Source organism: Blautia massiliensis (ex Liu et al. 2021), from assembly GCF_052064225.1.
GTDB lineage: Bacteria > Bacillota > Clostridia > Lachnospirales > Lachnospiraceae > Blautia_A > Blautia_A fusiformis.
The window spans coordinates 59,261-79,471 of record NZ_JBQHWA010000007.1 but is presented as its reverse complement, the minus strand read 5'-3'; the positions used below and the strand labels follow the sequence as shown (position 1 = coordinate 79,471).

The window sequence follows — 20,211 nt, the reverse complement described above, 5'->3', positions numbered from 1 at the left end:
ATGTTCTGGCAGTATACTGATAAGAATCAGAAGTTTTACAGCGGAATAAGAGAGGTAGATTCTGCTGTTGAGAAGAATACCGGAGTATTTTTTATGACCGGACAGAGTAGGAGGCTTTCATGTCAGCAGAAGCAAACGATAAGAAGCGTTTTATCAGGATACGCGGAGCCAATGAGAATAATCTTAAGAATCTTAGCGTCGATATTCCCAGAGACCAGTTTGTGGTACTTACCGGACTCAGTGGCTCCGGTAAGTCATCTCTTGCATTTGATACCATTTATGCAGAGGGACAGAGACGTTATATGGAGTCACTTTCTTCCTATGCGAGGCAGTTCCTGGGACAGATGGAGAAACCGGATGTGGAGAGTATCGAGGGCCTTCCGCCGGCAATCTCCATTGATCAGAAGTCAACGAACCGGAATCCCCGTTCTACAGTGGGTACGGTAACGGAGATCTACGATTATTTCCGACTTCTGTATGCCCGTGTGGGAATCCCTCACTGTCCCAAATGTGGAAGGGAAATCCGCAAACAGACGGTAGATCAGATGGTGGATCAGATCATGACGCTTCCGGAACGCCGGAAGATCCAGCTTCTTGCACCGGTAGTGCGGGGCCGCAAGGGAACCCATGTTAAACTTCTGGATCAGGCCAGAAGAAGCGGATATGTGAGAGTGCAGATCGACGGAAATCTCTATGAGCTTTCTGAGGAGATCAAGCTGGATAAGAATATCAAACATAACATTGAGATCGTTGTGGATCGACTTATTGTGAAACCGGGAATAGAGAAGCGTCTTTCCGATTCCATTGAAACCGTGCTGGATCTGGCGGATGGTCTGCTGGTAGTAGACACTATGGACGGGAAGCTTTTGAATTTCAGTCAGAGTTTTTCCTGTCCGGATTGCGGCATCAGCATTGATGAGATCGAACCCAGGAGCTTTTCCTTTAATAATCCGTTTGGTGCTTGCCCCCAGTGTCTGGGTCTTGGATATAAGATGGAATTTGATATCGATCTGATGATCCCGGATAAGAAGCTGAGTATCAATGAAGGAGCTATCGCTGTTCTCGGGTGGCAGTCCTGTACCACCCAGGGAAGCTTTTCCAGAGCGATCCTGGATGCTCTGGCAAGAGAATATGAGTTTTCTCTGGATACGCCTTTCTGTGAGTATCCGAAGAAGGTCCAGGATATCCTCATCCATGGTACCGGCGGACATTCTGTGAAGGTTTATTATAAAGGACAGCGGGGAGAGGGTGTTTACGATGTGGCGTTCCCGGGACTGATCCGCAATGTGGAGCAGAGATACCGTGAAACCGGTTCCGAGGCTATGAAGCAGGAATACGAGAGTTTTATGCGGATTACTCCTTGTACCACATGTAAGGGACAGAGGCTGAAGAAAGAGTCCTTGGCAGTGACCGTGGCGGATAAGAATATTTATGAAGTGACCAATATGCCGGTACAGAAGCTGCAGGGCTTTCTCCGCGATCTGAAGCTTTCAAAGCAGCAGGAGCTTATTGGAAGGCAGATCCTGAAGGAAATCCGCGCCAGGGTTGGATTTCTGGCAGAGGTTGGCCTGGAGTATCTTTCACTTGGAAGAGCTACCGGAACCCTTTCCGGCGGAGAGGCTCAGAGGATCCGTCTTGCCACACAGATCGGATCCGGGCTTGTGGGGGTTGCATATATCCTGGATGAGCCGAGTATCGGGCTTCACCAGAGAGATAATGACAAGCTTCTGGGGGCACTGATGCGTCTCCGTGATCTTGGCAACAGTCTGATCGTGGTGGAGCATGATGAAGATACCATGCGTGCGGCAGACTGTGTCATCGATATCGGCCCCGGAGCCGGAGAACATGGCGGACAACTGGTCGCAATGGGGACAGCTGAGGATCTGATGAAAAATGAGCAGTCTGTGACAGGAGCTTATTTAAGCGGAAGGTTGAAGATTCCGGTACCGGAAGTGAGGAAGGAACCAACCGGATTTCTTCATATAAAGGGTGCGGCAGAGAACAACCTGAAGCATATCGACGTAGATATTCCTCTGGGAGTGATGACCTGTATCACAGGTGTTTCCGGTTCCGGTAAGAGCTCTCTGATCAATGAAATCTTGTACAAGAGACTTGCCAGAGACCTGAACCGTGCCAGAGTGATCCCCGGGAAACATGATGACATTCTGGGTATCGATCAGCTGGATAAGGTGATCAATATCGACCAGTCTCCGATCGGAAGAACTCCCCGTTCCAATCCTGCCACATATACCGGGGTTTTTGACCAGATCCGTGATCTTTTTGCAGCCACCGCAGATGCCAAGGCAAAGGGCTACAAGAAAGGCCGTTTCAGTTTTAATGTCAAGGGCGGACGGTGCGAGGCCTGCAGCGGTGACGGAATCATCAAGATCGAGATGCATTTTCTTCCGGATGTATATGTGCCCTGCGAAGTCTGCAAGGGCAAACGCTACAATCGTGAGACTCTGGAAGTGAAGTATAAGGGCAAGAGCATTTATGATGTATTGAATATGACTGTGGAAGAAGCACTGACATTTTTTGAGAATGTACCATCGATCCGGAGAAAGATCGAGACCCTGTATGATGTAGGGCTTTCCTATATCCGTCTGGGGCAGCCCTCCACCACTCTTTCCGGAGGAGAAGCACAGCGTATCAAGCTTGCCACAGAACTCAGCAAGCGCAGTACCGGAAAGACGATCTATATTCTGGATGAGCCTACCACAGGACTGCACTTTGCGGATGTCCACAAGCTGATCGAGATCCTGCGCCGTCTGTCTGAAGGAGGAAACACCGTTGTGGTCATTGAGCACAATCTGGATGTGATCAAGACGGCAGATCATATTATTGATATCGGACCGGAAGGCGGTGACAGAGGCGGAACGGTAATTGCCAGAGGAACTCCGGAGGAAGTAGCAGAGAATCCGGTTTCCTACACTGGTAAATATGTGAAAAAATATATGGAACAGAAATAACCGGTAAAAGTTCTTTTCAATTTCTGTGGTTTTGTATATAATGGAGTGCGGGAACGTTCCGGCACAGACCGGAACAGAATAAGTCAGAAATGCGTCAGCATACAGAATGCGTATGACGCAGGCGGGAGGATTTATGCCGGCAAAGGATATTGGAATCGATCTGGGAACCAGAAACAGTCTGGTGTTTTCCACAGGCAAGGGGATCGTTTTAAGAGAGCCCTCTGTGGTTGTTTATGATAAAGATACAGAGAAGATCAGAGCGATCGGTGAGGAAGCCAGACAGATGGCAAGCCATCTGACTTCCAATATGGAAGTGATCTGGCCAATCCGAAGAGGTGTGATCGTAGATTATAATGTAATGGAAAAGATGCTGAAATATTTTATTTCACAGGCTATGGGACGGAGAGCGTTCCGGAAGCCGAGAGTCAGCATCAGTGTTCCGAGCGGGATCACGGAGATTGAGCGTAAAGCAATTGAGGAAGCTGCCTATCAGTCAGGAGCCAGGGAAGTTTTTCTTGTGGACGAGCCCATCGCTGCTGCTATCGGGGCAGGTGTAGACATTACCAAGCCATTTGGCAATCTGATCGTGGACATCGGTGCAGGGACCACGGATGTTGCGGTCGTATCCGTAGGAGGTGTGGTTGTTTCCGCATCTGTGAAGGTTGCAGGAGATAATTTTGATCATGCGATCATGAATTATGTACGTGAGAAGCACAGCCTCTTTATCGGGGAGGATGCAGCGGAGAATATCAAGATCAAAATCGGAACAGCCAGTGAAGAAGCGGATCTTCGCACGATGGAGGTCAAGGGCAGAAATATCATCACAGGACTTCCGAAGGTGGCAACACTGACTTCTGAGGAGATCCGGACCGCTTTGCGGGAAACGACCGGACAGATCGTAGAGACAGTCCATGGCGTTCTTGAGAAAACACCGCCGGAGCTGGCGGCAGATATCATGGACCGAGGAATCGTTCTTACAGGCGGAGGTGCCATGCTGCATGGAATGGATGCATTGATCGAGCAGAAAACAGGAGTCAGCACATTGACTGTGCAGGATGCAATGCTTGTAGTGGCTGCCGGAACAGGAAAATATGCGGAAATCATGTCAAGGATGTAAACCGTTATGAGGCGTCCGGACGGCACAGGGTCAGAGAAGAGACTGCCGCAGGAAATTCATACAGATAAGGCGCTGCAGTTGCAGTGCCTTTTGCTGTTATCAGAGGTTTACAGATGGAGAAAAAAATGAGTGAGACAGTTACAGGATATATAGATCATGTGATCTTCCGAAATGAAGATAATGGATATACGGTCATGGTACTGAAAGGGATGGAAGAGGAACGGGAACTGACCTGTGTGGGGACATTTCCTGCGATCACCCAGGGGGCTGCCATTGAAGCTTCCGGAAATTATACAACACATCCGGTGTATGGCAAGCAGTTTCAGATAGCCTCCTACGTAGAAAAAATGCCGGAGGATGCACTGGCCATGGAGCGTTATCTGGGTTCCGGTGCGATCAAGGGGATCGGAGCGGCACTGGCAGCCAGGATCGTACGTCGTTTCGGTGATGATACTATGCGTATTGTAGAGGAAGAGCCGGAGCGGCTGGCTGAGATCAAGGGAATCAGCGAAAAAAAGGCCATGGAGATCGCAGAACAGATGACGGAGAAAGCAGATATGCGTCGCGCTATGATCTTTCTCCAGAAATACGGGATATCGCTGAATCTCGGCGCAAAGATCTATCAGAAATACGGGCAGACTGTATATGGAGTCCTGCAGGAGAATCCGTATCGCCTTGCAGAGGATATCAGTGGTGTGGGATTCCGTATCGCAGATGAGATCGCTTCCCGGATCGGGATCCATACAGATTCAGATTACAGGATAAGAAGCGGAATGTTGTATACTCTCCTACAGGCTTCCGGAGAAGGCCATATCTATCTCCCGAAGGAGGAACTTTTTTCCAGGGCATCCGGACTTTTGGGAGTAGATTCCTCCTACATGGAAAAACATCTCATGGATATGGTAGTAGACCGGAAACTGATCCTGAAAGAAACAGAAGACGGTGCAGTTGTCTATCCCACACGATATTATTATCTTGAGCTGAATTCAGCCAGAATGCTCTGTGAGCTGAACATCCTCTGCCCGGAAGATGAGGAGATGATGGAGAAACGGATCAACAGGATCGAAAAGGAGACAGGAACCCGGTTAGATGAAATGCAGAAACAGGCAGTGGCGGCAGCTGCCAGTCATGGTCTGTTCATTCTGACCGGAGGGCCGGGAACCGGAAAGACTACAACGATCAATGCGATTATCCGTTATTTTGAAGAGGAAGGCGCTGAGCTGCGGCTTGCAGCTCCCACCGGCCGTGCAGCCAAGCGGATGACAGAGGCTACCGGATACGAGGCTCAGACGATCCACAGACTTCTGGAGCTGAATGGAATGCCGGAGGAAGAGCAGGAAGGCCGTGCCGTTCATTTTGACAGGAATTCGGAGAATCCGCTGGAAGCGGATGTGATCATCATTGATGAGATGTCCATGGTAGATATCGCACTGATGCATTCATTGCTTCTTGCAGTGACAGCAGGGACCAGACTGATCCTGGTAGGTGATGAAAATCAGCTTCCCAGTGTAGGCCCGGGAAATGTTCTGAGGGATATTATCCGCAGCGGCTGTTTTTCGGTAGTAGAGTTGAAAAAGATTTTCCGCCAGGCATCTGAAAGTGATATTGTGGTGAATGCACATAAGATCAACCGGGGCGAGCAGGTGACCATCAATAACAAGAGCCGGGATTTCTTTTTTCTGAAAAGATATGACGCGGACATCATTATCCGTGTGGTGATCGCACTGATCCAGGAGAAGCTTCCGCGTTATGTAGATGCAAAGCCCTATGAGATCCAGGTGCTCACTCCTATGCGTAAGGGACTTTTAGGTGTGGAGCGGCTGAACCAGATCCTTCAGAGATATCTGAACCCGCCGGATGAAAAGAAAAAGGAGAAAGAGATTGGACAGCGTCTTTTCCGCGAAGGGGATAAGGTGATGCAGGTGAAGAACAATTACCAGCTGGAGTGGGAAATCCTTGGACGATACAAGATTCCTGTAGATAAAGGTGTGGGCGTGTTTAACGGAGATACCGGTATTATGACGGAGATCAATGAATTTGCGGAAACGGCTACCGTGGAATTTGAGGATGGCAGACAGGCAGAATATTCCTTCAAACAGCTTGAGGAACTGGAACTTGCCTATGCAGTGACCATACATAAGTCCCAGGGCTCAGAATATCCGGCAGTGATCCTTCCGATCCTTTCCGGACCAAGGATGCTGATGAATCGGAATCTTCTGTATACAGCAGTGACCAGAGCCAGAAAATGTGTTACCGTAGTAGGCAGCGAGACCACTTTTGCGGAGATGATCCGTAATGAAAAACAGCAGCAGAGATACAGCTCTCTGGACAGACGGATCCGGGAGCTGGATGAATCTGAACAGAAAGAGAGCGCCATCGGGGAGAAAGGACTTTCTTGAAAAAAACAGCAGATTTTTTACTGGACATGCTCTACCCGAAAAAATGCCCGCTGTGTCATCAGATACTGAAAGAAAAAGACCGGCTGATTTGCCCGGAGTGTTCCGGAAAGGTCAGGCCTATATCCGGTCCCAGGTGTATGAAATGCGGAAGACCGGTAAAAATGGAAGAGGAATACTGTGAAGACTGCCGCAAGGGTGCCCATCATTTTACGGAGGGCAGAAGTATTTTCTGGTACGGAGAGGTCTGGAGACAGTCTCTGGTACGATTTAAGTATTACGGATGTCGGGAATATGGGGATTTTTATGCAAATGCAATGAGCGTCTTCGGAAAAAAATATCTGGAACGGTGGAAGCCTGATCTGATCGTTCCCGTTCCTCTGCATCCCAGAAAAAAAAGGATGAGAGGTTTTAACCAGGCAGCATATCTGGCAGAAAGGCTCAGTGTTCTTACAGGGATCCCATGGAATGAGCATCTGGTAAAGAAGATACGAAGCACAAGATCTCAGAAAAAACTTAATGCCATACAGAGGCGTCAGAACCTGAAAAATGCATATCAGGTAACCGAAAAGATCCCGGGTTTTTCTGTACTTGTGGTGGATGATGTATACACAACAGGAAGTACGGCAGATGCCATGGCAATGTGTCTTCTTGAGGCCGGTGCAGAGAAAGTTTATTTTCTGACAATATGCGCAGGAAGGGCATGAAACAGCCGAAAAAACACTTTTCATAGGTATGGAACTATGCTACAATAAATTTGATTGCAGTTAAACAGTATAACTGTATGGAAAGCGTAATGCGGATCATATATTGGGGATTTTCCTGATAAAGAAAGCTTATGAGGAGTTATTTTTATGGTAAATGAAGAAAAAGTGAAGATCATGAACCGTCTGGCTATGTATGAACATGGCGAAGGCAGGAAGTATCTTCCGGTGAGCAGATATTATCGAAGTGATTATATTGGACTTGCACTGATCAGAAACTTTTTTCTGGTAACGATCGGATATGTATTGGGACTTGCAGGCGTTGCCGCATATTTCAGCGAATATCTTATGGATAATGTGAATAAGATTAATCTGGTCAAGGTTGGGATCTATATCATCGTCGGTTATCTGATCTTGCTTGTTGTATATTCGATACTGACCTACATCCAGTATTCTGTGAAATATTTCCGGGCAAAAAAAAGTGTCAGAGAATATTATCAGGATCTTACAAGACTGGAAAAAATCTACGGGCGGGAGGAAAAAAGAAATCCGGTCCGGAGAAATGCAGGAGGACATAGAAAATGACAGCTTTACTTGAGATCAAACAGAATATCAAAAGATTTTACGGACAATATGAAGTATATATACTGCCGGTCCTGAAGTTTGTTCTGGCATTTGCCTATTTTCTCTGGATCAACAGCAATATGGGTTACATGAAACAGCTGGATAATATTTTTGTTGTCCTGATCCTGGCGCTTGTATGTTCGATCCTTCCGGTTTCCGTGATGATGTTTATGGGATTTGCGTTGATGATCGGGCACTGTTATGCAGTCGGGATCGAAACGGCAGGATTTATGCTGCTTCTTATTCTGTTAATGCTGATCCTGTTCCTAAGATTCAGCAGGTCACAGAATCTTGTAATGATCCTTACACCACTTTCCTTCGGATTTGGTGTTCCTGCACTTATGCCGATCGGAGCAGGCCTGCTGGGTAGCGCATTGTCAGCGCTTCCGGCCGGATGCGGTGTTGTGGTCTATTATTTTATACGGTTTGTACATGCACAGTCGGCGGCACTCAGTGATCCTGCCGCAGAGATCACAGAAAAACTGAAGCTGATCTCTGACGGACTTGTCCACAACTGGGCAATGTGGATCACGGTGATCGCGTTTGTGGTAGTGATCCTGTTTGTGAACCTTCTGAGAACACGGGCGTTTGATTATGCATGGAGGATCGCTGTCATTGCCGGTGGCGTGATCTATATCCTGGTTATCCTTGCCGGAGATTTCTGCCTTAGTATTACGGTAGCCATGGTGCCGATGATCCTGTCCACAGTGATCTCCGTACTGGCAGGATTTGTTCTGGAGTTCTTTGTTTTTGGCGGAGATTACAGCAGAACAGAACGTCTGGAATATGAGGATGATGAGTACTATTACTACGTAAAAGCCGTTCCGAAGGCATCGGTTGCCACTTCTGAGAGAAGTATCAAAAAGATCAATGCGGAGCCGGTAAAAGAAGAAAAAAAAGAAGACAATGTTGTGTCTTTCAGTGATGATGTATTTCCTGAGAAGAACGAAATGCATACAGTAAAGATGCCGGATATGGTTTCCGAAAATACAGTAAGTGAGAAACCGCAGGGATTGGACAAGATCGATTTCGAAAAACAGCTGGAGGAATCGCTGAAGGATCTTTAAACAGGAACGATTGGAATAGCTCAGGAAGAAAGGAGGAGACTTATGCAGAATGTGCTGACAGTTGTGGTCGGATATCTTGGGAAAATTTCCCTTCCGGGACTTGGCGTGATAGATATCATTGAGATCGGACTGATTTCCTTTTTTGTATATCAGTTTATGGCATGGATCAAATTTACACGTGCATATACCCTTCTGAAGGGCATTTTGATCGTCCTTGGATTTATCCTGGTCGCATATATCTTCAAAATGAATACGATCCTCTGGATCTTCCGGAACCTGGCTAATGTGCTGGTGATCGGTGTGATCGTAATCTTTCAGCCGGAGCTGAGGAAGGCGCTGGAGCAGCTGGGACAGAAGAAGTTTGTTTCCAACATTATTCCCTTTGATTCCGGCAGGGAAGTGCAGGAGCGTTTCAATGACAAGACTATCAACGAACTGGTAAAGGCCTGTTTTGATATGGGTGAAGTTAAGACCGGAGCACTGATCGTGATCGAGGAAGAGATCCGGCTTGATGAATATGTGAGAACCGGTATCAATATTGACGGTATCCTTACCAGTCAGCTGCTGATCAATATTTTTGAGCATAATACACCTCTTCACGACGGAGCGGTGATCGTGCGGGGGAACCGCGTAGTAGCAGCAACCTGCTATCTGCCTCTTTCAGATAATATGGAACTGAGCAAACAGCTGGGAACAAGACACAGAGCAGGTGTGGGTATCAGCGAAGCTACGGATTCTCTTACGATCATTGTTTCGGAAGAGACAGGACAGGTTTCTGTGGCCAGAGGCGGTGAGTTATCCAGAGGGCTTAACAGCAAGCAGCTTCGTGAAGTACTTGTTTCTGCTCAGAATAAAAAGGTTGTTGACAACGGTAAGCTGAGAAATCTGCTGAAAGGGAGAGTGAAACATGAAGAAAAATCTGACTAAGAACATCCCTTTGAAAATCATGTCGATCATTGTGGGAATCCTGGTGTGGCTGATCGTAGTAAATGTTGATGACCCTATCATTACGAAAGGCTTTGTGATCTCAGATGTGCAGATCATCAATGAAGCTTATGTGGATCAGCTGGGCGAGATGGTCATGCAGGATGATCGTGAAAATTCAGTACGTGTTTATATTACAGGTGAGCGGAAGATAGTCAACCGTCTCACCTCAAGTGATATTAAGGCAGTTGCAGACCTGCAACAGGCTCATTCTACCGATACAGATCCTGTAATGATCCCCATTACAGCAACCTGTTCCGGGATACTTCCGGAGAATATCCGGGTGTCACCGCAGAATCTAAGTGTCCATCTGGAAAAAAAGGTAACCAAGGAATTTGCGATCAACGTTACCAGTGATGACAGCAAGCCTGCACAGGGGCTGGAGGTTGCTTCGCTTACCGCAAATCCGGAAAAAGTCCGTATTACAGGACCGGAATCCCTGGTTGGTAAGATAGACAGTGTGAGTGTGGATGTAAGTTCAAAGCTTGAGGGAATCGACCAGGATACGACGATCACAGGCGCAGAACTGACCATCACAGATAAGAATCAGGATACACTTTCATCAAATTCCATGAGCTATCTGAAATTTGACAACAACGGAAATGTCAATGTCACGGCAAAGCTCTGGAAGGTGCGTTCTGATATACGGATCAGTGCGGGATATACGGGAGAACCGGCAGAAGGTTATGTTGTGGACAGTGTCACGACAGTACCGGAGACTTTCAGCGTAGCCGGAAGTGAAGAAGCACTGAACAATCTGAAACTTCAGGGAAATACTATTTATCTTGATAATGAGAATGTGGATATTTCAGGAAAGAGCAATGACGTGGAAAAGAAAGTAAACCTGTCAGAGCTTCTTCCGGATGGCCTTAAGCTGACATCCGGATCCAGTACGGACCTCTGGATCACAGTCAATATCCTGCCGGAGGGCAGTAAGATATACAGCTTCCCGACAGAGGATATCAAAGTAAAGGGTCTGCCTGATGATCTGCAGCTGGCATTTGAAGTTGCAGATATTGAACTGAAGGTGCAGGCGGAAGACGGAGATCTTTCCAAATTTGATCTGAAGTCGGTAGGAGCAGCACTTTCCATGGATGACTGGGAGGAGGGCAGCTACGAAGTACCGATCAAAATCAGCCTTCCGGAAGGCTACAAGCTGCTGGAGGATGTAACCGCCGAGATCAAAATCTCCAAGGTTTCCAATGTAGACAGCAGCAGTCAGTAAGTAATCACAGCTTTGGACAAGGCTTGAAGGATAAGTAATATAAAGGGAGACAGCAGCAATGTTAAGTTATAAGGTAACGGTCAGGAACCCGTCAGGGCTTCATCTTCGTCCCGCAGGGCTTTTGTGCGGCGAGGCAATAAAATACAAATCGTCCATAACATTTCAGTATGCCGGAGGTACAGCGAATGCCAAAAGTGTTCTGAGTGTTCTGGGTGCCTGTGTTAAAAGCGGGGATGAGATCACACTGGTCTGCGAGGGTGAGGATGAACAGGTTGCGATAGATGCGCTTGTGGCTCTTATCGAAGGCGGACTGGGCGAATGATACGTAACAGATACAATAATTATTTACAGCAGCATGATCAGGAGGGATTATTGTGAAGAGAAGAGTTGTGGCAATTTTTCTCAGTCTGACATTATGCATGGGCGGAACTCTGGAAGCCGGCGCTGCGGCTTTGGGAAGTACAGACGTGCAGATGGCAGCAGAGACAGCCGGCGATCCGGCTGAGGATGTATTCAGTGATGAAGAGGGAACGACTGTACAGCAGCCGGAGACAGAAGAGGATCAGACAGGTAGTACTGACAGTACAGACAGTTCAGAAGAAACACCTGTTACACCGGAGAACCCCGCAGAGACACCGGATGTTATAGAAACACCGGAGATTACAGAGACACCGGAAACTACAGAAGCACCGGAGGCTACAGAAGCACCGGATGCGACAACAGAAGACAGTACAGATCCGGGCGATGATTTCAGTGCAGGTGATGCACAGGAACTGGATGCACCGTCAGCAGATACCGCAGTACAGAACAAAGTAGAGAACAACAAGGCAGAGGAAACTTCTGCTACCGGAGCATCACTGGTAAACGGTGTAGTCGTTGCCAAGACAAGTGACTGGGTTTCTGCAAACGGTTTTTACAGACTCCGCAAAAAGAAGGTTGCTGCATCTGCAGCCCCGGAGGGAAAAGCTTCTGAGGATCCTGCAGAAAGCAGCGAAGAAGAGCAGAAAACAACAGTTGATGAAACAGCTGCAGCAGCACAGGAGGTACAGCAGACTGAAGAGCTTCCGGATGGTGCAGCAGAGAGTGAGCAGGCTCAGGTACTCCAGAATGAGTCAGCAGAAGGAGAGCAGGAGACTGCAGCCGAGGAAGGTGCAGCAGAAGAAGTTTCTACAGAGGAAGTATCCGCAGCAGAAGCTTCTGCAGAGACAGCATCCGCAGATGTAGTGTCTGCAGAGGAGACATCCGCAGAGACAGCACCCGCAGAAACAGAGACGGCAGTCGAAACATCAGAGAGCGTAGATAACGCAGAGACTCTTGCCCAGGATGAAGGGAACGCTTCTCAGGTATCAGAAACAGGTTCCATCGAAGATAATTATTTTACTGCGCAGGATGGTCTTCTTAAGATCAATACCAACGGACATGTGGGATATTATCTTTTTAATGAAGACGGATATCTGGTAACCGGCCGTATGACCCGTGAGCCAGGTGCAGCAGGTTATACCGGAACACAGAAGACAGAATGGTATTTCCTCGAAAACTCCAAAGCTTCCCTGTATTCGGATTCCACCGGAAAAGCAATCACACCGTGGACATCCAATCTTGGCCAGCAGAAGAGAAATTACTGGTTATGGACAGGAACTGTTTTCCGCTATTATAATTCCCAGGGTGATTACAAATCCATAGAGGCTCAGAACCTTGTAGGCAAGATCAAGAAGATCGGAAATGCTTATTATACACTGATGCGTAACGGAAAACCGCGAACAGGAATCCTGAAGCTGACAACCGGTTCCACAACATATCAGTATTACTTCCAGCCGTCATCAAAGGCAGGAGAGATTCCAGGAAAGCTTTTTTATGGCGGATGGACATATGTTTTAAACAGCAAAAATCAGAAACGTTTTATCTATTGTAGTCCGAAGGCTGCCACACGTGGACAGATCATGAAACATGGAGTTTATGTATCACCTGTAATGTCCAAGAAATATCGATATATGCTGAATGCCAGCGGCTATGTTATGACGAATACAATGGCGAAGGCGCAGAATAACGCATATTATGTTTCAGACAGCAAGGGCCGCATCATTACAAAAAAACTTGTGAAGTATAAAGGCAGCAGATATTATTTCGGAGGCAATGGCCAGAGAGTTTCCTGGAAGAACTGCTGGCATGGCTGTCCGGGAGCATCCAACAAGATTTATTATTTCGGAAGCACAGCAGGAAAGATTGTTGAAAAATATGGCTGGCAGAAGGTGACCGACGCAAAAGGCCAGTTCTTCGGATGGTTTTATTTCGACAAAAATGGAAATCATTATAAGAGCCAGATGATAACAAATAAGTCCTCCAAAAAGAGCTATTACTTCAACAGCACAGGACAGCTTGCAACCGGAAAGACCAAGATCGGCAAAAATTATTATTTCTTTGCAACATCAGATGCCAATGCGCACAGAGGCTGGATGTATAAAAGTACATTGATCCGTTACCAGAATAAGTGGTATTATGCAGGCGGCAACGGTGTTCTGAAAAAGTCAGGCTGGCAGAAGGTCGGTAAATACTGGTACTATCTGCAGAACTATACCGTTGTGACAAATAAATCCATGAAGCGTGGTTCCGTAAATGGTTATCTGGACAGCCAGGGACGTTTCTCCACCGGCTGGGTGATCATCAGCGATTACTATGATCAGGTCAAATATATCGATCCGGACAGCGGTTCCAAGTATCTGACCAACACAAGCAGATGGATCGATGGAAAACTGTATTACTTTGATAAGGATGGTTACCGCCGCAATGATGTTTCCAGTATTTACGGAGGACCTTATTACCTGGAGGTTGATAAGACCAACGGTGTTATGACTGTATACACAAACAGCAGCAAGACGATTCCTGTTAAGACGATCCGTGTTTCTGTAGGTCTCTCCGGAACACCTACATGGGATGGTACATACAGACTGACCCGCAGTCTGAGATGGCAGCCACTGATGGGACCGTCCTGGGGACAGTACGGAACACATGTTGACGGATGCGGACAGGGAGGAATCTTTATCCATTCCGTAGCCGGATCAACCAGGAGTGTTTACAATCTTCCGGCAGGCGAGTACCTGAAGCTTGGTCAGCCTGCATCTCACGGATGTATCCGTACCTGTGTGGCTGATGCGAAGTGGGTATTTGAGAACTGTAACGGTTCTACGATCCACATTTACAGCAGCGGAAATTACGTTAACAATGAATCCTTCAAGGGACCGTTAGGCCGCAGACCGCTGGCAACCTTCCGTGGAGCCGGAAACTTTGATCCTACAGACCCGGAAGTTCCGTGATCTTTACCAAACAGTACCAGAAAGAAATATATAGAATAACCGAAGACCGATGTTCAGCTGTATGAAGCTGACATCGGTCTTTTTCCATATATGGCTTTACTTTCCATTTTTTCATATGTATAATAAAAGTCATGCACAAATAAACAACATAATTTATGGAAGGAAACTAAAATGAAAAACTGGAAGAAATGGCTGGTGGCAGGCTGTATGGCAGCACTGCTGGGAATCGGAACAATGGGAACTACAGCGATGGCCATGGGCGGCGGAGGCGTAGACCGAAGCGAGGCAGTTGCTGAGGAAGAAAAGGTCCCCAGCGGGATGGCAACACAGGATTCCAGGGCAAGCTCAAAGGCCTGGAAGAAGATCAACGGTGTCTGCTATAACGGAAGCGGCCAGAAGCTGGAAGGTGCTGTCACACGTGGAATCGATGTTTCTGAGTGGCAGGATACCATCAACTGGAGCCAGGTCAAAAAATCTAATGTAGATTTTGCCTTTGTCAGGATCTCCTATGGTCTGAACCATCTGGATAAAACATATGATTACAACATGAAACAGGCAGAGAAGGCAGGAGTTCCGACAGGAACCTATGTGTACAGCCTTGCGCTGAACACACAGCAGGCACTGAAGGAAGCACAGCTTGCCATCCGCAAAATGGATGGATATAAAGTATCCTATCCGGTGGTTTATGACATTGAATATGATCAGATGCGCAATCTTTCCGCATCACAGATCGCGGATCTGGCAAAGACCTTCTGCAATGAGGTAAAAAAAGCCGGATATCATCCAATGATCTACTGCAATACAGACTGGTATGACAACAAGCTTGACTGGAGCAAGATGACAGGTTATGATGTATGGCTTGCGCGGTATGGTGATACGATCCCGGCTCCTGACAAGAAAAAGTACAAATATACCATCTGGCAGTCCACCGATGGTGACGGTGGCGGATATCTGAATACCACCAAGGGTCTGGTTGCGGGAATCCCGTCTTATTCTACTGTAGATATTGACTTCGGTTATGTTGATTATACCAAGATCATCACACCCAGATGGCATGTACAGACCGGATACAAAGCATCCACCAGACCGGATACCAGCAACTATAAGGGAAAAACCGGCTGGGCAACAGAGAACGGAAAGAAATTTTATTATGTCAATGGTGTCAAAAAATACGGCTGGGTTCAGGTGAAAAATAAGAAATATTATATCCATAAGACCGCAGGAATGTGCCGTTCAAAGCTGATCAGGGATTCCAAGAATATTTCCAGATATGTAGATAAAAATGGAGTCCTTGTGAAAAATACCTGGATCACCTATAAGGAGAAAAAATATTATTTTGACAAAAACGGACATGCATTAAAGGGCATGAAAAAGGTTGGAAAGAACTATTATTATTTTCAGGCCAAATACGGATACAGGATGAGACATGTGCGGTACATGAACAGCAGGAATGATGTATATTATTTTGGCGGTGATGGCGTTATGGTCAAAAAGGTATTCTATACATGGAGCGGAAATAATGAAAGCCATACCTATTATTTTGGCTCCAATGGAAAGATGCAGAGAGGCTGGCTCAAACTGGACGGAAAGAGATATTATTTTGATCCGGAAACAGGAATCATGTACAAAAACTGTACTATTGAGAAAAACGGAAAGAGCTATACATTCGATGAAGATGGTGTATACACAACTGTATCCGCAGCAAATAAGAAAAAATAAAAAAATGCCGGCAGCTTTACGTACGCTGCCGGCATTTTTATGATCATAAGGTATAAACAAGGATTCCCAGGATGATGATCAGATTTCCGATGATCTTTCCGCGGGAAATCTTTTCTTTCAGGATCCGCCAGGAAAACAGCAGGACAAAAACATAGGCGGCAGTATCGATCACCGGTCCGAATTTCATATCCACTTTGGTGTAGCACCAGGTATTCAGGAGCAGCACTCCAAAAAAGATACCATAGGCCAGGATCACCCGCCAGTTCAGATATTCCCGGAGGGGATTTTTGTATTCCATATTGGCACTCTGCTTCAGAAGTACCTGGGAAATTGCCGAAAAAAAGGTTCCGGCCAGCATGATCAGCATAAATGTTCTATTCATATCTTTGCACCATCCAGACTCCGATCAGAACGATCAGGATGCCGATGATGTTCTGAAGCGAAAGATTTTCGTGAAAAATGATCACAGCCCATACCTGGGACCACAGAAGATAGACGCTTTTGTTGGCGTAGGCCGTGGAAAGGGAAAATTTTTTGATCACCTGCTGCCATGCAATGGCGTAGATCCCACAGTTTGCGATCATAAGAAAAAGAAATACATAGAGAAGAGGACTATGAAGCCCTTCTTTATTATAATAAACCGATGCAAGCTTGGAAAAAACGCTGGTAAGAGAAAACAGCAGGATATTCAGATGAAGCTGAATATAATCTTTGATTTTTGTCATGTTTCCTCCATATCATAAATGCGATTATCATAGACTGATAATCAATATATATCATCCGGTAGGTTTATGCAAGAAAATGTTTGAACAATGTAACGGTTTACAACAGGAAATGAAAATGATAAGATTAAACGATAAGTGTCAATTGATACAAAAGAGAGGAAAAACGATATGTGTTTATATTCAGTGGTTGTTCCTGTATACAATTCAGAACATACGCTGCAGGAACTGTACACCCGTCTGGAAAAAGTATTCCGTGAAACGATAAAAGAAGAATTTGAACTGATCCTTGTAGATGACGGGTCCAGGGACCGGTCTTTTGCGGTTATGCAAGAACTCCGGGAAAAAGATCCCCGTGTCAAGATCATCCAGATGGCAAGGAATTTTGGACAGCATCCTGCGCTTCTGTGCGGATTTGCCCACGCAAAGGGAGAGTTCATCGTAACTATGGATGATGACCTTCAGCATCAGCCTGAGGAGCTCCCCAAAATGATCAATGTAATGAAGGAACGTGACGATGTGGATGTGATCATTGCAAGCTATGAAGGACGTAAGCATAATCTGATCCGGAAGCTGGGCACAAAGCTGTCTGTATGGGCAACTTCCAAAATGCTCGGCAAGGATCCGAACCTTCAGATCACCAGTTATCGACTGATTCGCCGTTTTCTGGTGGAAGCCATGCTGAAGACCAATACATATCTTCCGCAGATTGGAAATCTTCTGGTTTTAAGCTCCAACCGTATCATCAATGTTCCGGTGCAGCATGCAGCACGTGCATATGGAAAGAGCGGATATTCTTTTCGCCGCCTTGTTAAGGATCTCATCTATGATATTACTGCCCATACGGCATTTCCGTTGCTTATGGTGCGAAACATCGGCATTGCCAGTTTTCTGGTAAGCTTTTTACTGGGAATCTATTATCTGGTGAGATATTTTCTGTGCGGGATCTCAGTGGAAGGCTGGACATCTCTGATGCTTGTGATGCTGGCATTTTTCGGACTGACATTGCTTTCGATCGGGATCATCGGTATTTATCTCATGAATATTCTCAATGAGGCCAAAAAGATGCCGCATTATGTGATCCGTCAGGAGGAGACAGACTGATGAAAAAAGAGATCGGCGGCTATCTGGAACTGGAAGAACCGGCGGGACAGGAATACTATCCGGATCTCTGCGGCGTGAATCTCGGAAGAACAGCGCTTTTGTGGCTGATGGAAGCACGCAGGTGCAAAAAGATCTACCTGCCATTTTTTCTCTGTGATTCCGTAACCGGTGCCTGTGAGAGGTCCGGGGCAGAAATCGAATTTTATCATATGGATGAAGGGTTGCATCCGGTTCTTGAGGAGAGAACTCTTCCGGAAGGAGAATATCTGTATCTGGTAAATTATTATGGCCAGCTTACCGATGATAAGATCCGGAAATATAAAAAAATCTATGGAAATATCATTGTGGATCATACGCATGCGTTTTTTCAGAAGCCGCTGCCGGGTGTGGACACTCTGTACTCCTGCAGAAAATTTCTCGGAGTCAGTGACGGAGCATATCTGTCTACCGATGCGGAACTGGAACCGGAAAAGAAGCCTCTGGACCATTCCATGGGAAGAATGGAGCATATTCTGGGACGTTATGAATATGATGCCGGAACCTTCTATCAGAAAATGCTGGATAATGCAGCAAATTATCATGAGATGGAGATCCGCCGAATGTCCCGTCTGACCGGAAACCTCCTCAGGACTATGGATTATTCCAGTATCAAAGCAAGAAGAGAACAGAACTACCGTCTGCTGTCGCAGCTTCTTCCTTCAAGGAATGCTTTTATAGGGGAGGTGCCGGAGGGACCGTTTGCCTATCCGTATTATCATAAGAACGGATTAGAGCTTCGACGCTGGCTGGCAGGCCGGAAGATTTTTGTACCGACAAACTGGCGCAATATCCTGGAAGGATTTGGCAGGGATACCATGGAATATGACTGGGCTGCCAATGTGTTGCCGCTTCCCTGTGACCAGAGATACGGGGCAGAAGAAATGCAGTATATCGCGGATTCCATAAGAGAATGGGAGGAAACGGAATCATGAAACACAGATTGCTGATACTGGGAACGTTGGGAGAATTTGAGCAGCTGGTGCAGAAGGCCCGCGAAAAAGGATACTACACCATTGTCTGCGACGGATATCCGGATGGTCCGGCAAGAAAATTTGCAGATGAGGCATTTCAGATCCCGGTAACAGATACGGAACGGATCGCCTGTCTCTGCCGGGAAAAAGAGATCGATGGGATCATCACATCCTTTTCCGACCTTCTTCTGGAATGTATGGTAAAGATCGCGGACCGGGCAGGAATCCCCTGTTATCTGAAACCGGAGCAGCTTCCCTGGTATCGTGATAAATCAGCGACCAGAGCACTGCTTACTGAACTGGGACTTCCCACTCCGGGCTTTCGAAAAATCCCGATCGCATATTTTAAAGACAGGTCCAAAAGAACTCAGCTGCAAGAGCTGCTTGAGGGACTTCGTTATCCGGTGGTCAGCAAGCCACTGGATAAATACGGCTCCCGCGGGATCTATATATCCGAAGATCTGGAGGAGCTGATAAACGGGGCAGAAAAAACAGCAGGATTTTCTGATATGCCGGAGATTTTGGTGGAAGAATATAACGATGGCTATGAATTCAATATGATGACCTGGGTGCGGCATGGAAAAGTCCATGTGATCAGTATTGCAGACCGTGAAAAGACATTTGTTGCCAAAGGTGAGATTCCCATCAGCACAAGAAATGTGTATCCTTCCAGATTATTGTCAAAAGTTGAAAAGCCTGCCACAGAACTTCTTCAGGCATATGCGGACAGAACCGGTCAGAAAGACGGATCCCTTTCCATGCAGTTTTTCTGGAAGCCGGGAGAAGGTATCCAGGTCTGCGAGATCGCCGCACGATTTTTCGGATATGAGCATGAATTGACCGATATGGTCTATGGATTTAATATGGAAGAGCTTCTTCTTGCATCTCTCTATGATCCGGATAAGCTGAAAAAAATGCTTGCAGAACACGATGTTCATAAACCACAGTGCTGTGGAGCTGTCATTTATTTTCAGGGAAGGCTTCTTACCATCGGAGATCAGTCTGCGGCAGTCCGGCTGGGAGAGAAAGAACAGGTGGAAAAGCCCTGGATCTTTTATCAGGAAGGAGAGAAGGTCATTGAGCATGGTCCTAATCCGTATCTGGCATTATATTATGTAAAAACAGAGAATCGTAAGGAAATGGATCTTCTCACAGAAGCATTTTATGAGGAAATGCATATTCTGGATCCCAACGGCCAGGAGGTGGCATACCATAATCAGATCCCGGATTATGCATCGGCAGAAAAATAGGCATTGAAT

General features: G+C 46.6%; 16 protein-coding genes. 14 read left to right on the top strand and 2 right to left on the bottom strand.

What is annotated here, in order from left to right; genetic code table 11:
- The first annotated feature begins 119 nt into the window (after positions 1–119).
- The 11 genes from uvrA to ACTNDQ_RS04120 all read left to right on the top strand — a co-directional run bounded on the left by uvrA (position 120) and on the right by ACTNDQ_RS04120 (position 16,116).
- The gene (gene uvrA / locus ACTNDQ_RS04170) at positions 120–2,969 is read left to right on the top strand and encodes an excinuclease ABC subunit UvrA (RefSeq protein ID WP_441063849.1); all 2,850 of its coding nucleotides are present in this window, start codon (positions 120–122) and stop codon (positions 2,967–2,969) included.
- 133 nt (positions 2,970–3,102) lie between these two features.
- Positions 3,103–4,086 carry a rod shape-determining protein gene (locus ACTNDQ_RS04165; protein WP_022426956.1) on the top strand — a complete coding sequence of 328 codons (984 nt, stop codon included), beginning with the start codon at positions 3,103–3,105 and terminating at the stop codon, positions 4,084–4,086.
- Positions 4,087–4,211: 125 nt separating this feature from the next.
- Positions 4,212–6,485 (top strand): SF1B family DNA helicase RecD2, encoded by a 2,274-nt coding sequence (recD2, locus tag ACTNDQ_RS04160; protein WP_279198942.1) that lies wholly within the window; start codon positions 4,212–4,214, stop codon positions 6,483–6,485.
- Positions 6,482–7,189, top strand: a complete 708-nt coding sequence (locus ACTNDQ_RS04155; RefSeq protein ID WP_278795881.1) for a ComF family protein — start codon at positions 6,482–6,484, stop codon at positions 7,187–7,189. Before recD2 ends, ACTNDQ_RS04155 begins: the two co-directional genes overlap by 4 nt.
- A 147-nt stretch (positions 7,190–7,336) precedes the next feature.
- Complete coding sequence (locus tag ACTNDQ_RS04150; protein ID WP_278795882.1) at positions 7,337–7,771, top strand: hypothetical protein; 435 nt, start codon at positions 7,337–7,339, stop codon at positions 7,769–7,771.
- Positions 7,768–8,877, top strand: a complete 1,110-nt coding sequence (locus ACTNDQ_RS04145; RefSeq protein ID WP_278795884.1) for a hypothetical protein — start codon at positions 7,768–7,770, stop codon at positions 8,875–8,877. The genes ACTNDQ_RS04150 and ACTNDQ_RS04145 overlap by 4 nt, the downstream gene beginning before the upstream one ends.
- A gap of 42 nt (positions 8,878–8,919) precedes the next feature.
- Entirely contained in the window at positions 8,920–9,804 is an 885-nt protein-coding gene (gene cdaA, locus ACTNDQ_RS04140; protein WP_021651893.1) for a diadenylate cyclase CdaA, read from the top strand.
- Positions 9,785–11,086, top strand: a complete 1,302-nt coding sequence (locus tag ACTNDQ_RS04135; protein ID WP_279198916.1) for a CdaR family protein — start codon at positions 9,785–9,787, stop codon at positions 11,084–11,086. Before cdaA ends, ACTNDQ_RS04135 begins: the two co-directional genes overlap by 20 nt.
- Positions 11,087–11,144: 58 nt before the next feature.
- Entirely contained in the window at positions 11,145–11,408 is a 264-nt protein-coding gene (locus ACTNDQ_RS04130) for an HPr family phosphocarrier protein (RefSeq protein WP_279198915.1), read from the top strand.
- Positions 11,409–11,460: 52 nt separating this feature from the next.
- Positions 11,461–14,397: a L,D-transpeptidase family protein gene (locus ACTNDQ_RS04125; protein WP_441063844.1), complete on the top strand. Its 2,937-nt coding sequence runs from the start codon at positions 11,461–11,463 to the stop codon at positions 14,395–14,397.
- A gap of 171 nt (positions 14,398–14,568) precedes the next feature.
- Positions 14,569–16,116: a GH25 family lysozyme gene (locus tag ACTNDQ_RS04120; RefSeq protein WP_441063842.1), complete on the top strand. Its 1,548-nt coding sequence runs from the start codon at positions 14,569–14,571 to the stop codon at positions 16,114–16,116.
- Between the two features lie 43 nt (positions 16,117–16,159).
- On the opposite strand, the gene ACTNDQ_RS04115 is transcribed toward ACTNDQ_RS04120, so the two are convergent.
- Positions 16,160–16,498, bottom strand: coding sequence for an EamA family transporter (locus ACTNDQ_RS04115; RefSeq protein WP_015527421.1), 339 nt, complete (start codon positions 16,496–16,498; stop codon positions 16,160–16,162).
- Positions 16,491–16,841, bottom strand: coding sequence for an EamA family transporter (locus ACTNDQ_RS04110; protein WP_015527420.1), 351 nt, complete (start codon positions 16,839–16,841; stop codon positions 16,491–16,493). Before ACTNDQ_RS04110 ends, ACTNDQ_RS04115 begins: the two co-directional genes overlap by 8 nt.
- A 168-nt stretch (positions 16,842–17,009) precedes the next feature.
- Between ACTNDQ_RS04110 and ACTNDQ_RS04105 the strand changes: the two genes are divergently transcribed.
- From ACTNDQ_RS04105 to ACTNDQ_RS04095, 3 genes are read left to right on the top strand one after another with little or no spacing between them, the layout of a single operon-like run.
- Positions 17,010–17,942: a glycosyltransferase family 2 protein gene (locus ACTNDQ_RS04105; protein WP_015527419.1), complete on the top strand. Its 933-nt coding sequence runs from the start codon at positions 17,010–17,012 to the stop codon at positions 17,940–17,942.
- On the top strand, positions 17,942–18,913 hold the full coding sequence (locus ACTNDQ_RS04100) for a hypothetical protein (protein ID WP_441063839.1): 972 nt from the start codon (positions 17,942–17,944) through the stop codon (positions 18,911–18,913). Before ACTNDQ_RS04105 ends, ACTNDQ_RS04100 begins: the two co-directional genes overlap by 1 nt.
- Positions 18,910–20,202 (top strand): ATP-grasp domain-containing protein, encoded by a 1,293-nt coding sequence (locus ACTNDQ_RS04095; RefSeq protein WP_441063837.1) that lies wholly within the window; start codon positions 18,910–18,912, stop codon positions 20,200–20,202. Before ACTNDQ_RS04100 ends, ACTNDQ_RS04095 begins: the two co-directional genes overlap by 4 nt.
- The last annotated feature ends 9 nt before the right edge of the window (positions 20,203–20,211 follow it).

Excerpts from the sequence above, each read along its gene's own strand:
- ACTNDQ_RS04100 (WP_441063839.1), top strand. The coding sequence starts at position 17,942 with ATGAAAAAAGAGATCGGCGGCTATCTGGAACTGGAAGAACCGGCGGGA.
- ACTNDQ_RS04110 (WP_015527420.1), bottom strand. The coding sequence starts at position 16,841 with ATGACAAAAATCAAAGATTATATTCAGCTTCATCTGAATATCCTGCTG.
- recD2 (WP_279198942.1), top strand. The coding sequence starts at position 4,212 with ATGAGTGAGACAGTTACAGGATATATAGATCATGTGATCTTCCGAAAT.
- cdaA (WP_021651893.1), top strand. The coding sequence starts at position 8,920 with ATGCAGAATGTGCTGACAGTTGTGGTCGGATATCTTGGGAAAATTTCC.
- ACTNDQ_RS04095 (WP_441063837.1), top strand. The coding sequence starts at position 18,910 with ATGAAACACAGATTGCTGATACTGGGAACGTTGGGAGAATTTGAGCAG.
- uvrA (WP_441063849.1), top strand. The coding sequence starts at position 120 with ATGTCAGCAGAAGCAAACGATAAGAAGCGTTTTATCAGGATACGCGGA.
- ACTNDQ_RS04135 (WP_279198916.1), top strand. The coding sequence starts at position 9,785 with ATGAAGAAAAATCTGACTAAGAACATCCCTTTGAAAATCATGTCGATC.
- ACTNDQ_RS04150 (WP_278795882.1), top strand. The coding sequence starts at position 7,337 with ATGGTAAATGAAGAAAAAGTGAAGATCATGAACCGTCTGGCTATGTAT.
- ACTNDQ_RS04115 (WP_015527421.1), bottom strand. The coding sequence starts at position 16,498 with ATGAATAGAACATTTATGCTGATCATGCTGGCCGGAACCTTTTTTTCG.
- ACTNDQ_RS04105 (WP_015527419.1), top strand. The coding sequence starts at position 17,010 with ATGTGTTTATATTCAGTGGTTGTTCCTGTATACAATTCAGAACATACG.
- ACTNDQ_RS04120 (WP_441063842.1), top strand. The coding sequence starts at position 14,569 with ATGAAAAACTGGAAGAAATGGCTGGTGGCAGGCTGTATGGCAGCACTG.
- ACTNDQ_RS04130 (WP_279198915.1), top strand. The coding sequence starts at position 11,145 with ATGTTAAGTTATAAGGTAACGGTCAGGAACCCGTCAGGGCTTCATCTT.
- ACTNDQ_RS04145 (WP_278795884.1), top strand. The coding sequence starts at position 7,768 with ATGACAGCTTTACTTGAGATCAAACAGAATATCAAAAGATTTTACGGA.
- ACTNDQ_RS04165 (WP_022426956.1), top strand. The coding sequence starts at position 3,103 with ATGCCGGCAAAGGATATTGGAATCGATCTGGGAACCAGAAACAGTCTG.